Origin of the sequence: Streptomyces clavifer (assembly GCF_036345975.1) — a bacterium.
In the GTDB taxonomy this organism is placed as follows: Bacteria; Actinomycetota; Actinomycetes; order Streptomycetales; family Streptomycetaceae; genus Streptomyces; species Streptomyces clavifer.
This window is the reverse complement of record NZ_CP107793.1, coordinates 994,909-1,011,418: the sequence shown is the minus strand read 5'-3', so window position 1 is coordinate 1,011,418 and position 16,510 is coordinate 994,909. Positions and strand designations below refer to the sequence as shown.

The window sequence follows — 16,510 nt, the reverse complement described above, 5'->3', positions numbered from 1 at the left end:
TTCGCAGCGGCCGGCCGTCCCGCGGGCGTGTTCGCGGACGCAGAGGCCGGTCCGTACGCGGAGGCCGCCGCCCGGCCGCACCCGGCGTGGACGGCGGCCGGGCTCGCTCTCGGCGTGGCCGCCGCCTCGGACCCCCGGGCCGTACCCGCCGGCCCGGCGGAGGAGGCCGCCGCATCGGCCATGTCGCCGCGCCGCCGCCGGGAGTTCCTGGCCGGCCGGCTCGCTGCGCGGCGTGCCCTCGGCGCCGTGGGCCTGGACTGCGGAGAGATCCCGCGGTCGGGCCGCCTGCCGCTGTTTCCGCCGGGCCGGGCGGCGTCGATCGCGCACAGCGCGGGCGTCGCGGTGGCCCTGGCCGGGGCGCCGGGTCACGACCTCCCGCTCGGCTGCGACCTGGAACTGCGCCCCCTGCCCGCCGGGGCGGCGCGGCTGGTGCTGCGCCAGGACGAGGAGGCGCTGCTGCGCAATCCCCGGCCCGGGACGGTGCCGTGGTCCGTGACCTCGCTGTTCTCGGCGAAGGAAGCAGCGTGGAAGGCGCTGCACACCGGGCCCCGGGCGCTGCCGGGCGGTGCGCTGCGGAGCCTGCGCGACCTGCGGGCGCGGCCCGCGGACCCCGTAGCCGAGGGGCTCCTGATCGGGACGCGGACGGGCCCGGCGCTCGCCGTGCACGTCCACGTGGAGGCGGTCGGCGCGGGCGTCCTCAGTACGGTCCTCGGCTGGGCGCCGCGTTGAGCGGCGGGCTCGGCGCCCCCCGCCCCCGGCTCCGCGCGGGGGCAGGGGCAGGGGGCGTCGAGGGTTCACGCCCGCGCGTTGACCAGGACGGCCATGTTGCCCGCCGGATGACGGTTGTCGTGGATGAGCTGGTGCGCCAGGCCGATCTCCTCGAAACCGAACGTCCGTGACAGGCAGGGGTCCACGTACCCCTGGTCGATCAGCCGGGTCACCTCGCGGGCCTCACGGGTGCTGGCCACGTGCGAACCCTGCAGCCGCTTCTGCCGCATCCACAGGAAACGCAGGTCCACGTCGCCGTTGTAGCCGGTGGTGCCGCCGCAGATGACGACCATGCCTCCGTTCGCGCACAGGTACATCGAGGTGGGAACGGTGTCGGCACCGGAATGCTCCAGCACGATCCGGGGGGCCCGGCGCTCGCCGAGCACCTCCCAGAAACGTCGCCCGAAGGCGCGCGCACCGGTGAGCCAGCGGGCCATCGCCGCCTCGTCGGCCGTGTCCGGCATCCGGCCCCAGTGGTCGAACTCGCGCCGGTCGATCCATCCCCGGGCGCCGAGCTTCACGCAGAACTCGCCGCGCTCCTCGCTGGAGACGACCGCGACGGGGATGCCACCGACGTGCCGCACGAGCTGGATGGCGATGCTGCCGAGGCCACCGGCCCCGCCCCAGATCAGCACCGGGTCGCCGGGCCGGACCACATGCGGTTCCCAGCCGAAGAGCTGGCGGTAGGCCGTGGCGGCCGTGGCCATGTAACAGGCGGACTCCGCCCAGGACAGGCGGGCGGGTTTGGGGTGACACATGTACTCGTCGACGACGGCGAACTGTGCGAAGGAACCGTAGTTCTCCTCGTACCCCCACACCCGCTGGGTGCTGGAGAAGACCGGCTCGGCACCGAGGCGGATGTCCTCGGCCGTCTCGTCCCACCGGCAGGCGAGCACGACGACCTCGTCGCCCAGGCGGACGTCCCGCACCTCCTCGCCGACGGCCCACACGACGCCGGACAGGTCGGAGCCACCGATGTGGAAGTCCTCGGTGGCTCCCGCCTTCTGCCGGGCGGCGATCACGTCGATGGGTTGTCCGGTGGCCGCCCAGACGTTGTTGTAGTTGATCCCGGCCGCCATCACCTTGACGAGCACCTGGCCGCGCCCCACGGGGGGTACGTCGACGACTTCGGTGCGGAAGGCGTCGACGGGCCGCCCGTAGCGTTCGCGGCGGATCAACGAGGCGTGCATGCGCTTGGGTACGGTGCCCAGCTCGGGGGCGTCACCGAGTTCGTAGAGGTCCTGGGGGGCGGTCACGGTCACGTGGGGCTCCTGCACGGTGGGGTCCCGCTCGGGACGGGGAAGCGGACAAGGGGGCGGGGCCGGTCGGTCAGTCGGATGCCTCGCGCAGCGCCTCGGCGACCCGGGCACCGATCAGCGCGAGGGGCTCGGGTTCGGTCATCTCGTAGTGCCCGCAGGGCACCCGGTGTTCGTGCAGGGTCCCGTCGACGTGGGGCCGCCAGCTCTCGATCTTGTCCGGCACCACGGCCAGGTCGCCGGGGAACCCGGTGGCCGCCTCCCGGGCGGCGCTGAAGAACAGCGCGTCCCCGCGGAAGACGCCGGGCGCGAAGTGGGGTGCCAGGCGCAGGTTGTTGCGCATGACCACGGCGATGGCCTCGGCCTCGGCGCGGGTGACCGGTGAACTCGTCGGGTCGGCCGCGAGGCCGGCGTCGATGCGGGCGAGGACGGCCGGCACACCCGGTACCTCGGCGGCTCCCGGTTCGACGGGCAGGCCGGCCACCCTCGTCAGCAGGGCCGCCACCTGCCGTTCGGCCGCAGCGGCGTCGTACTGCGTGCCGTGCGGCTGGGGGGCGTCCAGCATGGCCAGCAACTCCACGCGTTCCCCCCGCTCCTGGAGGGCGCAGGCCATCGCGTGCGCCACGAACCCGCCGTAGGACCAGCCCAGCAGGCGGTAGGGACCGTGCGGTCGCACTTCGCGGACGAGGTCGACGTAGGAGGCGACCATGGACGCCGCGTCCGGTGCGGGAGGTCCGGCGCCGTCGAGACCGGCGGCCTGGATGCCGTAGACCGGCTGGTCGCCCCCGAGGTGGGGCAGCAGTCCCGTGTAACGCCAGGACACGCCCGCTCCGGGGTGGACGCAGAACAGCGGTACGGCGTCGCCCCGGGCCCGCAGCGGCAGGAGTGGGGCCAGGGCGTTCCCGCCGCCGCCCGGCTCCCGCGCCCCGGTGTCGTCGGCCGCGGTCAGCAGCCCGACGACGGTGGGCGCGGCCAGCAGGGCCGACGCCGGCACGTCGAGGACGCCGGCCTGACGCAGCCGGCCCGCCAGCAGGACGGCCCGCATCGAGTCGCCGCCCAGGTCGAAGAAGTTGTCCCGGACGCCGATGCCGCCGATGCCGAGGGTCGCCTCCCACAGACGGGTCACGGCCTCTTCGCGTGCGGTGCGCGGGGGCACGTGCCCGGTCGTCAGACGGGGGCGTGGGGCGAGGGCCGCCCCGGCGTCCGCCGAGGCCGCGGCGGACGGCACGCCGGAGGCTGTACGGGCCCCGGGGGCGTCGATCCAGTGGCGGTGCCGTTCGAAGGCGTACGGGGGCAGTGGCGCGGGCCCGGGCGTGCCCGGCACCTCGGGCAGTGCGGTGTCCACGCCCGCGCTCCACAGCCGGCCCAGCGCCTCGGCGAGGACGAACCCGTCGCCGGCGTCGGCCCTGGCGTGCCGCATGGTGGTCACCGTCACCGGAGTGTGCTCCGCGAGCCGGGCGGTGGCGAGCTTGGTGAGGGTGTCGCCGGGCCCGATCTCCACCAGGACGGGCCGGCGTTCCCACAGGGCGCCGACGCCGTCGGCGAACCGTACGGTCTCCCGGGTGTGGTCGATCCAGTGCTGGACCGAGGTCGCCTGCGCGTCGGTGATCCAGGTGCCGGTGACGTTGGTGACGAACGGGATCCGCGGCGGGCGCAGGGTGACGCCGCGCAGGTGCTTCTCGTACGTCCCGAGCAGTGGGTCCAGGACGTGGGAGTGGGCGGCGGCCGGTATGCGCAGCCGGCGGAACGGGATTCCCCGTCGGGTGAGTTCGGCCTCGAAGCGCGCGACGGCGTCCTCGTACCCGGCCACGGTGCAGGCCGCGGGGCCGTTCACCGCACCGAGGGACAGTTCTCCGTCGAGCAGCGGCAGCACCTCCTCGACGGGAGCCGCCACGCCGACGGTAGCGCCGCCCGCCGCGCGGATGAGACGGATGCGCTCGGTGACCAGCGGCAGCATCTCGTCGAGGTCGATCACTCCGGCCAGACAGGCGGCCGTGTACTCGCCCAGCGAGTGGCCGATGAGAGCGTCCGGCCGCACCCCTGCCGCCATGAGAGTGCGGGCCAGGGCGTATTCGGTGACCACCAGGGCGAGGAACGCAGCCGTGTCGTCGGTCGGCCGGCGGTCGAACATGGTGTCGCGCAGGTCGGCGCCGAGGACGGGGCGCAGGATGCGGGCGCAGGCGTCGACGGTGTCGCGGTAGACGTCGTGGTCGCGGTACAGCTCCGCGCCCATGCCGGGGTACTGGGTGCCGCCGCCCGGCAGCAGGAACGCCACCCGGGCGGGCCCGTCCGGCGGGGGTGGCGTGCCGGGCACGGCGCCGCGCAGCGCCGACAGGGCCTCCTCGCGGGAGGCGGCGGTCACGGTCAGGCGGTGACGCAGCGCGGGCCGGTCGGCGCGCAGGGAGTGCGCGACGTCGTCCAGGCGGAGTTCCGGCCGCCTCTCCAGATGGCGGGCGAGTGCCTCGGCCTGGCCGCGCAGGGCTCCGGCCGTGCGCGCGGACAGGGGCAGCACCAGACGGCGGTCGGCCGCGGGCGGGCGGGCCGCAGGAGGGCCGGCCGCAGGGGGCGGCCCCTCCTGAAGGATGACGTGGGCGTTGGTGCCGCCGATGCCGAAGGCGCTGACCGCGGCCCGCCGGGGGTGCTCGCCCGCAGGCCACTCCTCGAGGGCGGTGGGCACCCGGAACGGGCCGGCGGCGAAGTCGATGTGCGGGTTGGGCTGCCCGAAGTGCAGGCTCGGCGGGATCTGCCGGTGTTCCAGGGCGAGGACGGCCTTGATGAACCCCGCGATGCCCGCAGCCGCTCCGAGGTGGCCGATGTTGGTCTTCACGGAGCCGAGGGCGCAGTGACCGCGGCGCCGCGTGGACTGCCCGAAGGCCTCCGTGAGCGCGGCCACCTCGATCGGGTCGCCCAGACGCGTGGCCGTGCCGTGCGCCTCGACCAGGCCGATGGTTCCGGCGTCGGTCATCGCCTGGGCCTGCGCCGCGAGGACGACCTCGGTCTGGCCGGCGGCGCTGGGAGCGCTGAAGCCGACCTTGCGGCGTCCGTCGTTGTTGACGGCGCTGCCCCGGACGACGGCGCGGATGCGGTCGCCGTCGGCGAGGGCGTTCTCCAGCCGTTTGAGGACGACGGCGCCGACGCCGTCGCCGGAGGAGGTGCCCGCCGCGTCCTCGGCGAACGCGCGGCAGCGTCCGTCGGGCGAGAACGGTCCGTCCGGGACGTAGCGGTAGCCGAGCGCCGCCGAGGGGTTGAGGGAGACCGCGGCGGCGAGAGCGGTGTCGCACCGGTGGTCGAGCAGGTCCTGGCAGGCGGTGTGCACGGCGACGAGAGCGGTGGAGCAGGCCGTCTGCAGAGACATGCTGGGTCCGGTCAGCCCCAGCTCGTAGGAGACGCGGGTGGCGAGGGTGCCCAGGGAGTTGGCGGTGGCCGCGTGCACGAGTTCCACCGATCCGGGTTGCCCGGCGTACCGCGGGTGCACGTGGGCCGGGTAGTAGCGGCTGTCGCCGCTCCCGGCGTAGACCCCGAACGTGCCGGTCCCGGTCCCGGCGCCGAGGCACGCCGCGTCCTCCAGGGCGTGGTAGGCCGTCTCCAGCAACAGCCGCTGCTGGGGGTCGATGACGGCCGCCTCGGCGGGGCTGTAGCCGAAGAACCCGGAGTCGAAGCGGTCGATCCCCTCGATGACCGACGCCATGCGGACCAGAGTGGGGTCGTCGAGGTCGCGCTCGGCGCCGCCGGCGGCCAGGAACTCCTCGTCGGTGACGGGCCGCACCGACTCGCGTCCGGCCGCCAGGTTGTCCCAGAACGCGTCCAGGTCGTCCGCGCCGGGGAAGCGGCCCGCCATGCCGATCACGGCCACGGCCGGTTCGTCCTCGTCCTGCGGTCCCGTGGTCTCAGGCATGACCCTGGTCCTTCCCGTGCCGTGCGGAGCGGCGGGCGCGGGCCGCCCGCTGCCGCTGGGCCCGTTCCTTTGCGTGGTCCAGGCCGCTGGGCCCGGTTCCGGCGGTTCCCGGTGGCGCCTGTGGGTCCGCCGCCGGCGGAGCGTCGGCGGACCCCGGTCCGGTCAGGGACGCCAGGTGGCGGGCCAGGGCACGCACGGTGGGGTGGGCGAACAGCTCGACGACGGGCAGTTCACACCCGAACTCCCGGTTGACGGCGCTCTGGGCGGCGACCAGGAGCAGCGAGTTGCCTCCCAGGTCGAAGAAGTTCTCGTCCGGGCCGACCCGGTCCCGGCCCAGCACGTCGCGCCACAGGTCGGCGAGCCGGCTCTCCAGCGCCCGCAGCCGCTCTCCCGCCTCGTCCTCGGAAGTCGTCGTCGGCCGCTCGCCGCCGCCCGCCGCGCGCAGCACCCAGTGGTCGCCGTCGGTGCCGTGGGCGGCGGAGCGGTACAGCGCGCCGAGGTCCGTGTCCTCCGCCAGGGCGAGGCGTCCGGCCAGCCGCCGCACCTGCCGGACCGGTTCGAGGACGTGGCTGCGGACCCAGGGGACGCTGCGGTCGGCGCCGATCAGCAGGTGGGGTTCGTCCAGGGTCCGGGCGAGGTCGAAGGAGCGCAGTGCGGTGGCGGTGTCCAGGACGCGGTAGCCGCGGGCCTCGGTGAGCGGGGCGAGCCGGTAGCCGCTGCTCATGCCGCGCTCGCGCCACATGCTCCAGGCCAGGCTCTGTCCGGGCAGCCCGAGCGCGCGGCGGTGCAGGACGAGCGCGTCGAGGTAGGCGTTGGCCGCGGCGTAGGCGGTGTTCATGGCGCCGCCGAAGTAGCCGTTGACGGAGGAGAAGGTGACGAAGGAGCCGACCGGGTGGTCCGCGCTCACTCGGTGCAGGGTCAGGGCGCCCCGCACCTTGGCGTCCAGGGCCGTGCGCCAGGTCGCGGGGTCCAGTTGGGCCACGGGGCGTTCGACGAGTGCACCGGCCAGGTGCGTGACGGACACCAGGGGAGCGCCCCAGTGCTCGGCGGCCGCGGCGACGGCTTCCCGCACCTGCCGTTCGTCGGTCACGTCGGCGCGCGCGTACCGGACCTCGCCGGACTCCCGCAGCCGCCGGTAGGCCTCGACGCGGGCGGCCGGGGGCCCGCCGGCGGCCAGGTGTTCCGGCCAGGTGTCCTCCGGGGGCAGGGGCGTCCGGCCGAGGACGAGGAGCCGGGTGCCGGGCGTGCGCAGGAGGTGGGCGGCGATCTCGGTGCCGACACCGCCCAGCCCTCCGCTGAGCAGGTGGAAGCCGTCGGAGGCGGGTGGATCGGTGGGTAGCGCCGGCTCGGGCAGCGGGGCCAGTCGGCGCACCAGGCGCCGTCCGCCCCGGCGGGCGACCTCGGTGTCGGCGGGGGTGCCGGTCATGTCGGCGAGCAGCAGGGGTACGGGGTCCTCTTCGCCTTGTGGGTCGAGGTCCAGATGGACGCACCGCAGCCCGCCCAGTTCCTCGCGCAGCGACTTCAGGACCGCGCCGGCCATGGCGTGCACGGGGGAGGGGCGGTCGTCGGCGGTGATCGCCTGGGCGCCGGCCGTCACGTACAGCAGATCGGTCCGGTGCGGGCCGCCGGGCCGGTCCGCGAGGGCCCGGGCGAGGGCGAGCAGGGATCGCGCCCCGCTCTCCGCGGCTTCGGGGGCTTCGGTGTCAGCGGCGTGCGGCGCGCCGAGGTGCACGATGGCGTCGACCGGCCGGCCGTCGGCGTCCAGGGCCCGCAACAGCGCCTTGTGGTCGGCCTCTTCGGTGAGGCGGATGTAGTGACGGGCGGCGTTCTGCCGGGCGTACGACGCCCCGTCGATGGCCTCGGTGCACAGTCCGCCGTCGGCGCGCAGGGCCCGCGCGAGGTGTCCGGAGATCTCCTGGGTGCGGGGATCGCTGCCCGTGAGGACGAGGGTGTGGCGGCCGGCCGCCGATGCCCGCGGGAGGTGCGGGGCGGCTCGCTGCCACACCGGTCGGAGGAAGACGTCGGGAAGGGTCGCGGCCGTCCCCAGCAGGAGCTGGGCCTCGCGCACCGCGTCGTCGAAGGCGCCCGCCTCGAAGCTCTTGCGGAGCTTGGTCCGCTGGATCTTGCCGATCTCGGTCTTGGGGATGGCATCGGCGGCGACGGGGACGAGGAAGGCGGGGCTGATGCCGATCTCCCGGGTCACCTTGCCGGCGATCTCCCGCAACGCGGTGGCGGGATCGTGCTCCGGGGCGAGGTGGACGAACAGGGCCAGTTCGTCGGTGGTCGCCGTCGGTCCTGAGCGCACGGCGCAGGCGGCGGTGTAACTGCGGACGGTGTAAGGCAGCGCCTCGACGCATGCCTCGATCTCGTGGCTGTAGTGGTTGACGCCGTTGACGATGATCACGTCCTTGGCGCGGCCGGTGATGTAGAGCTCGCCGTCGCGCAGGAAGGCCAGGTCGCCGGTGTCGAACCAGCCGTCGTCGGTGAACGCCTCGGCGTCGGCCGCCGGGTTGTCGTGGTAGCCCTCGGTCACGGAGGTGCCGTGGACCTGGAGCCGGCCGACGTCGCCTTCGGCGAGCAGGGTGTCGTGCTCGTCGACGATACGCATGGCGAAGCCGGGGTAGGGCAGGCCGCAGCTCACGAACGCCTCGTCGGTGCCCGGTGGTTCGGCCGGCAGTACGGCGTCGGTGACCACCGAGCAGGTCTCCGACATGCCCCAGCCGGGGTGCATCACGTCCTGCGGCAGTCCGAACGGCTTCAGCGTGTGCAGGAACCTGCGGGCGGCGGCGGCCACCACGACCTCGCCGGCGTTCATCACCAGCCGCATCGGTGTCAGGTCCCACTCGCGGTCCCGGAAGCGGTCGGCGTGCTCGGCCAGCAGCCCGAAGGCGAAGTTGGGCGCCCACGTGACGGTGGCCCGGTGCCGGTGGGCGAGGTCCATCCAGCGCCGCGGGTCCCGCAGGATCCACGATGTCGGCGCGTGGACCTGCCGGCAGCCCAGGTACACGTCCCGCAGGTGGAACATCACCACGCCGGTGACGTGGTCGAGCGGAATCCAGTTCAGGGAGACGTCCTCCGCGCCGAGCCCGTTCAGGTCCGCGGTGGCGGCGGACCGGGTCAGCACGTTGCGGTGGGTCAGGCGGACGGCCTTGGGCAGGCCCGTGCTGCCGGACGTCATCAGCATCAGGACGAGGTCGTCGGGCCGGGCGGCGTACCAGTCGCGGTCCTCGGGCGCGTCCCGCAGCGCGTCCGCCGTCGTCAGCCGCAGACCGGGCCAGTCCTGACGTGCCGCCAGGTCGCGCAGGCCGGCCTCCAGGGCCGGGGAGCACACCGTCCATGGCCGGCCGAGCATCCGCCAGATGCCCTCCAGTTTGGTGAGCGCCGCCGAGGGGGTGGCGTAGGAGGTGGGGACGGTCAGCGGAACGGCGACGAGGCCGCCGAGGACGCACCCCCACAGCACGGCCAGGAAGTCCTCGGTGGCGTCGCACTGGAGGATCACCCGGTCGCCGGGGCGCAGACCGGCCCGCCGCAGCCCCGCGAGGACGCGGGAGGCCTCCGCGACCAGGGACGCGTAGTCGCGCCGTGTCTCGCTGCCGTCGGCGTGCACGTGGACGATGTCGCCGTGGCCGCGTTCGGCGGCACGGATGAGCGCCTGGGCCCAGCCGGACACGGTCGGCCCGGTCAGCTCCGGTCCCTCGCTGAGCGCCGGGACGGTCCCGGCCGTCGTCGTGCCGGGCCGACCGGCAGGTGCCGGCGGAGCGGCGCGGCGCGGGGGGCCGGCGTGCCGGCGGCCCAGTTCCTCCGGGGCGGCCTCCACGGCGACCTCGGCGGTGCGGACGCCGGGGAGGCCGGCGAGGTGCCGGCGCCAGGAGTCGGCGGCGGCGGCGTCGACGCGGGGCAGGGCGCGCAGCGCACCGGCGTCGACCGCTCCGTCGTCGGTACGAGGCAGGGTGTTGACCGCCGTGACGCGGACAGCGCCGTGGCCGGCCTCGTCGAGGATCCGCTCGACGCGCTCGGCGGCGTCCGCGCGGCCCGGCACCACGTACAGGTCCGGCGGCGCGCCGCCGGAGCCGGCCAGGGCGACCGCGTCGCGGATGCCGGGTACGGACAGGGCCGCGTCCGTCACCTCGGCTGCGTCGGGCCCTCGGACCGCGGCCGGGGTGCGCGGGGGAGGAGCGGGGAGGTCACCGAGCCTGCGGTCCGGGTCCGCGCACACCGCGCGCAGCAGTTCCCGCAGGCAGCGGGCGAACTCCTCGGCGGTGGCGGCGTCGTACAGCTCCGTCGCGTACTCGATGTGCAGGTCGAGCCCGCCGGCCCCGCTGTCGCCGTGCCGCTCCAAGACGTCCACGAACAGGTCGAACTTGGCGGTGCGGGTGGCGGTGGGCCGCAGTGTCACCTCGTGCCCCTCCAGCCGGAGCACGGCGGGTTCGTTGTTCTGCAGGGCCAGCATGACCTGGAACAGCGGGTGGCGGCCGGGTACGCGCCGCGGGTTCAGCTCGTCCACCAGCCGGTCGAAGGGCAGGTCCTGGTGATCCAGCGCCGCCAGATCCTGTGGGCGCACCCTGGCCAGCAGTTCCCGGAACGTGGGATCGCCGGAGGTGTCGGCACGCAGGACCAGGGTGTTGGTGAGCAGACCGATCAGTTGGTCCAGGGCGGGTTCGGAGCGGCCCGCGACGGGGGTTCCGACGACGATGTCCTCGCCCGCTCCGCACCGGGTCAGCAGAGCGCTCACCGCGGCGTGCAGCACCATGAAAAGGCTGACGCCCTCGCGCTCGGCCAGGTGCAGCAGGTCCCGGTGGAGGGCCGTGTCCACGGCCTCGGTGACATGGGCGCCGTCACCCCGCGGGGACGCGGGGCGGGGCCGGTCGCCGGGCACCGTGCACGCCTCGGGCAGACCGGCCAGCGCCCGGCGCCAGTGGGCGGTCAGCCGCTCCAGTCGTCCCGCGCCGTCGGGGTCGGGAGCGAGCAGGGCGCGCTGCCAGCCGGCGAAGTCGGCGTACTGCACCGGCAGCGGGTCCCGGACGGGGGCCCGGCCCGCGCGGCGCGCCGCGTAGGCGGCGGACAGGTCGTCGGCGAGGGGGCGCAGCGACCAGCCGTCGGCCGCGCTGTGGTGGAGCACCAGCAGAAGCGTGCGTTCCTCCCCCGCCCCGAACAGCCAGGCGGCCACGGGGTTCTCGCCGGTCAGGTCGAAGCGGTGCCGGGAGGCCGCGGCGACGTGGGCGGCGATCTCGTCGGCCGGGCAGTCCACCCGGCGCAGCCGGGGGCGCGACTCCTCCGGAGGCAGAACCCGCTGACGGGGCGCGCCGTCCCGCTCGGCGAACACCGTGCGCAGGCTCTCGTGGCGGTCGACGAGGTCGCCGAGCGCGGCCTGCAGCGCATCGGCGTCCACGAGGGGGCCGAGCGGCACGACCAGCGGGATGTTGTACGTGGCCGCGGCGTCGTCGAGCCGGTGCAGGACCCACATGCGTTCCTGGGCGTGGGACAGCGGGACTGATTCGGGACGGTCGACCTCGCCGAGCCCCGGGCGGTCGGGAGCCGTACCGGGCCGGTCGGCCAGCCGCTGCGCGAGCATCTCCGGTGTCGGGCCGTCGAACAGGGCGCTGATCGGCACTTCGGCCCCGGTCGAGTGCCGCAGTCGGGCCAGCAGCCGGGTGGCGAGCAGCGAGTCGCCGCCGAGGTCGAAGAAGTTGGCGTCGGCGCCCACCGTGTCACGGGGCAGCCGCAGCACGTCCTCGTACAGGGCGCACAGCAGTGCCTGCCGGGGGGTGCGGGGGCGGGCGCCGGCCGCGGCGGCGGTGAAGTCGGGCGCGGGCAGGGCGTCGGTGTCGAGCTTGCCGTTGGCGGTCAGCGGGAGCGCGTCGACGCCGACGCAGACGGCGGGGACCATGTGGTCGGGCAGGTGCGTGGCGGCGTGGGCGCGCAGTTCCGCGGGGTCGGGCGGCACCTGCCCGGCGGACACCGTGTAGGCGACGAGCTGCCGGGCTCCGTTGTCGGCCCGGCGTACGACAACGGCGGCCCGGGAGACCTGCGGGTGGGCGGCGAGGACGGCTTCGATCTCGCCCGGCTCGACGCGGAAGCCGCGCAACTGGACCTGCTGGTCCGCCCGGCCCAGGTATTCGAGGGTGCCGTCGGCGCGGCGGCGCGCCAGGTCGCCGGAGCGGTACATCCGGCAGCCGGGCGGTCCGAAGGGGTCGTCGAGGAACCGCTCGGCGGTCAGTTCGGGTCGGCCGAGGTACCCGGTGGCCACGCCGGCGCCGGCCACGTACATCTCGCCGACGGCGCCCGGCGGCACGGGCCGGCCCGAGGGGTCGAGCAGGTGCACCCGCAGGTCCGCCAGCGGCCTGCCGATGATGCTCGTCCGGCGCTCGTCCGTCAGATCGGCCGGGGTGACGCGGTGGTGGGTGACGTGCACGGTGGTCTCGGTGATGCCGTACATGTTCACCAGTGCCGGGCTCTCGAGACCGTGCCGGTCGGCCCAGGGCCGCAGGCGCTCGGGACGCAGGGCCTCACCGCCGAGGACGACGTGGCGCAGGGTGCTCGTGCGGTCCGGACCGGCTCCGGGCGGCTGCTCGCCGTCGGCCTCCACGAGCTGCTCGAAGGCGGACGGCGTCTGGTTGAGCACGGTCACGCCCTCACGGTGCAGCAGTCGCAGGAAGTCGTGGGGAGAGCGGCTGACGGCATGGGGGACGACGACGAGCCGGCCGCCGTGCAGCAGGGCGCCCCAGATCTCCCACACCGAGAAGTCGAAGGCGTAGGAGTGGAACAGCGTCCACACGTCGTCCTCGCCGAAGTCGAAGTGCTCGGCCGCGGCGGCGAAGAGGCGGACGACGGCCGCGTGTACGACGGGGACGCCCTTGGGGCGGCCGGTGGAGCCGGATGTGTGGATGATGTACGCGATGTCGGACGGGCTCGTCGGGCCCCGCCGGTCGGCGTCGGTCAGCCCTCCGGCGGGCCGGCCCGCGAGGTCCGCCTCGACGGCGGGGTCGTCCAGGACGACGGCGGGGACGCCACCGGTGAGGTGTCGGGCGAGACCGGTCTCGGTGACAAGGAGGGCGGGGGCCACATCGTCCATGACCAGCCGCAGGCGTTCCGCGGGGTGGCCGCCGTCCAGGGGGAGGTAGGCGGCTCCGGTCTTGAGGACCGCGAGCAGGGCGGGCAGCAGCCGCAGGCCTCGGGGCAGGGCCAGCGCCACCACCCGGCCCGGGCCCGCACCCCGCTCGGCCAGCAGCCGTGCCAGGCGGTTGGCGCGGGCGTCGAGTTGCGCGTAGGTGAGCCGTTCGCCCTCGTGGGTGACAGCGACGCGCTCCGGCCGGGCCCTGACCTGCCGCTCGAACAGCTCGGTGAGGGTGGCGGTGACCGGGAGGTCCCGCACAGGAGCGTGACGCGGGTGCTCACCGGGCAGCAGCAGCTCCAGGCCCGCCACGGGTGTCGTGGGCGGGGCCTCGGCCAGTCGGCGCAGGAGAGCCAGGAAACGGTCGCGGTGCAGGCCGAGTTCGTCCTCGTCGTACAGTGCGGGGTTGGCGTCGAAGGCCAGCCACAGGCCGCCGGGGCCGGGGCCGGGGCCCGGTCGTACCGAGACCTGGAGGTCGTCGACGGCGCCACCGGAGAGGTGGTGCCAGGTGGCCGGGCTGCCGCCGAAATCGAGTGACTCGGCGAACGGGACGATGTTCAGCACCGGCCCGTACAAGCGGCGGCCGGTCCCCAGCGCGTTCAGATCGCGGCGGATGAACTCGCTCCGGTACCGCTGGTGCCGCCGCAACCGCGTGAGCTCACCGGCGACCGTCCGGACCAGGTCGGCGACCGCGGTGCCGGGGCCGGCGGCCACGCGCAGAGGCAGGACGTCGGAGGCGGTGCCCGGCGTTCGTAGGGCGGCGCTGCCCAGCCGGCTCATCGTGGCCATGCCCAGCACCAGGTCGTCGGCGCCGGTCATACGGTGCAGGTAGGCGGCGAAGGCGGCGGTCAGCAGGTCGGTGCGCGTGGCGCCGAGCCGGGTGGCGGCATCCGACAGGGCCTGCACGTCGGCGGTCCCCAGTTCCGCGGTGCGTCGCAGGAACGGGGCGACGGGCGGGTGGGCGCGGCTCGTGAGCCGCGCGGGCTCGGGCAGTCCGGCCAGCCGCCGCGACCAGTACGCCCGGTCGCGCTCGCAGCGCTCGGAGGCGAGGTAGGCCGCCTCCTCCGTCCGGAGCCGGCTCACGGGCGCGAAGACGGTCGGAGCGGGTTCGGCCCCCGCCGCCAGCGCGTTGTAGGTGTCGGCGAGGCGGCGGCCGATGAGTTTGTAGCTGTAGCCGTCGAGCAGGATGTGATGGGCCGTCAGCAACCAGAGGTGCCGGTCGGGGGCGAGGGTGAGCAGAGTGTGCGAGAAGAGCGGGCCCTTGTCCAGGTCCACCGGCGTCGCGAGGTCCGCGCGGACCCGCTGCCAGGCAGCGGCCTCCGGGTCGTCGGCGTCCCTCACATCGATCCGCCGCAGCACCCAGTCCTGTGCGTCCGGCGCCCGTTCGCAGCGAGGGCCGTCGTCCGTGTCGAGCAGACGCATGGCGAAGGTGTCGGCCTCGCCCACGGTCCGGCGCAGAGCCGTCTCGAACAGGCCGGTGGCGAGGGGGCCGTGGATCTCCACCGCCTCCGCGGTGTTGTGGGCGGCACCGTCGGACGCGAGCCGCCCGGCGTACCAGAGTCCTTCCTGGGCGCCGGACAGTGGCTGGTGGTCGTCCTCGCGAGGTGGTCCCTCGTGGAGTGACATGGCACAACCCTCACGTGGCAGGTCGGGGCGTCCCGGCCGGGACGGCCCGGTCGGGCGGAACGGGGGCGCGTGAACAGGGGTGCGTAACGGGGGTGCGTGACAGGCGATGCGGCGTGGGCCCGCAGGATCGGTACGGGAGCCGGCCGCACGCCGGGAGCGTGGGGTCGGTGCGGTCCCACCGCCGGTCCCGCAGGTGCCCCCAGACTCCGTTGCGCCGCGGACCGGATCAAGCCCGCACCGGGTCCAGCCACGGAAATCCAGGTATCTCACTGGAGAACGCAGGAGCCGGGATAGCGCCGTCCCGGGCGGATTCCAGGGAAATCCCGCAACTTCTCTCCGGCGGCCCGCGTGTCCCCTGCCGGCGACGCATCCTCGGACGGGCGTACGTCCTGCATGTACGCCCTGGCAGTGCCGCGCCGTCACCCGGTTTTGGGCGGGCGCGAAAACCGACGAGAGGAAGGCTGACGGTATGCACCGTGCGTTGTGTCCGGTCGAGACGCTGTATGTCGCACAGCGAAGCAGGGGAGTGCTCTTCTGCACCCTGCGCGGACAGGTGGACGCGGGGGCGCTGTCGGTGGCGTTCGACGCCGTCACACAGGCCAGTCCGACGCTGCGCTCGCGCATCGCGCCGGACGGCCGGGGCTTCGCGCTGCACCTCCTCCCCGAGAGCGAGCGGCCCCGGCTGATCACGCGCACCGGCCACGAAGACGCCCGAAGGGCCGAGTTGAACGCACCTCTGCCCGTCGGGGGGCCGCTCGTCCGCGCGGTCCTGGTGAGCACACCGGGAGGCGACCGGCATCTGTTCGTCCTCGCCGTGGACCACACGATCTCCGACGGGCACAGCATCATCGCCCTGCACAACACCGTCTGGGAGCACTACCGGGCCCTGGTCGAGGGTGGCGCGGGCGCCCCGGAGGCCCTCTCGGCCGGCGAGGTCCGGAAGGCTTCCGCGGCCGCTCCCCGCTGGCCGCGTCCCGTCAGTGCACTGCTGCCCGACGCCGATCCGGTGGCCGTTGCCGCCTACTTGGAACGGCGCATCGAGGAGACACGGCGACACCCCGTCCAGCTCCTGCCCTACGACGTGCCGCGACCGGCCGGCGACGGCTCGGAACCTGCTGCCGACGGCCGTATCGAGGTGTGCCGGCTGACGCTCGACGAGGAGCGCACCGACCGGTTGCGGCGGACCGCGCGCGAGGCGGGCCTGTCCGTCCACTCCCTCGTCGCCGCATCACTGCTCACGACAGCACGGGGACGCCTGGAGGGTGACGGTCCCCGCACCCTCGGCTGTCTGTCCCCCGTGGATCTGCGCTCCCGGCTGTCCCCTCCGCTGCCCGCCGCCGTCATGGTGCCGGCCGTCACCGCCCACCTGCAGAGCGTCGATGTCGCCGGGGACACCGACCCGATGGTGCTGGCGCGTACCGTCCACACGCGGCTGCGCGATTCCATCGCCCGCGCGGACCAGGAGAACGAGCTGCGGATCACGACGGAGGTCCCCCGGAACCCGGCGCTGCAGACGGCCACCGTGATCGCCACGAACATGGGGGTCGTGGCCGGCCCCCGACTGCCCGCCGGGCTGCACGCCACCGACGTCCGGCTGGTGCCGGCCCGTGAGAACTACTTCCCGCAGGCGGGGCGCAGTCCCCTCATGGCGTGCGTCGTCTCCTTCGAAGGGAGGCTCGCCATCGAGTTCCCCCACTCCACCGCCTGCTTCAGCCTCGCCTTCATGCGGGCTTTCCGCGACGACGTCCTCGCCCGGCTCCTCGTCCTCACGGAGGCCGGCGCACCCACGCCCGCACCCGCGCCCGTGATCGCCCGGTGAGGACGGCCACCCGGCCCACCGTGCCTGCCCTAAGG

Annotated in this window: 5 protein-coding genes; 2 read left to right on the top strand and 3 right to left on the bottom strand. The window is 74.8% G+C overall.

The genetic code is table 11. From position 1 onward, the window contains the following. The first annotated feature begins 27 nt into the window (after positions 1-27). Entirely contained in the window at positions 28-729 is a 702-nt protein-coding gene (locus OG927_RS04090) for a 4'-phosphopantetheinyl transferase superfamily protein (protein WP_241191979.1), read from the top strand. A 65-nt stretch (positions 730-794) separates the two neighbouring features. On the opposite strand, the gene ccrA is transcribed toward OG927_RS04090, so the two are convergent. The 3 genes from ccrA to OG927_RS04075 form a co-directional block, all read right to left on the bottom strand. Next, on the bottom strand, positions 795-2,024 hold the full coding sequence (ccrA, locus tag OG927_RS04085; RefSeq protein WP_056796036.1) for a crotonyl-CoA carboxylase/reductase: 1,230 nt from the start codon (positions 2,022-2,024) through the stop codon (positions 795-797). A gap of 73 nt (positions 2,025-2,097) precedes the next feature. Next, the gene (locus OG927_RS04080) at positions 2,098-5,919 is read right to left on the bottom strand and encodes a type I polyketide synthase (RefSeq protein WP_330319719.1); all 3,822 of its coding nucleotides are present in this window, start codon (positions 5,917-5,919) and stop codon (positions 2,098-2,100) included. Further along, positions 5,912-14,656: an amino acid adenylation domain-containing protein gene (locus OG927_RS04075; RefSeq protein ID WP_330319718.1), complete on the bottom strand. Its 8,745-nt coding sequence runs from the start codon at positions 14,654-14,656 to the stop codon at positions 5,912-5,914. The genes OG927_RS04080 and OG927_RS04075 overlap by 8 nt, the downstream gene beginning before the upstream one ends. Positions 14,657-15,125: 469 nt before the next feature. On the opposite strand from OG927_RS04075, the gene OG927_RS04070 reads away from it, so the two are divergent. Next, a complete protein-coding gene (locus OG927_RS04070; RefSeq protein ID WP_330319717.1) occupies positions 15,126-16,475 on the top strand; it encodes a phthiocerol/phthiodiolone dimycocerosyl transferase family protein in 1,350 nt (449 codons plus the stop codon). Positions 16,476-16,510: the final 35 nt, after the last annotated feature.

What these genes read in the sequence shown, in the direction of transcription:
- OG927_RS04080 (WP_330319719.1), bottom strand. Translation starts at nt 5,919, where the DNA reads ATGCCTGAGACCACGGGACCGCAGGACGAGGACGAACCGGCCGTGGCC.
- OG927_RS04075 (WP_330319718.1), bottom strand. Translation starts at nt 14,656, where the DNA reads ATGTCACTCCACGAGGGACCACCTCGCGAGGACGACCACCAGCCACTG.
- OG927_RS04070 (WP_330319717.1), top strand. Translation starts at nt 15,126, where the DNA reads ATGCACCGTGCGTTGTGTCCGGTCGAGACGCTGTATGTCGCACAGCGA.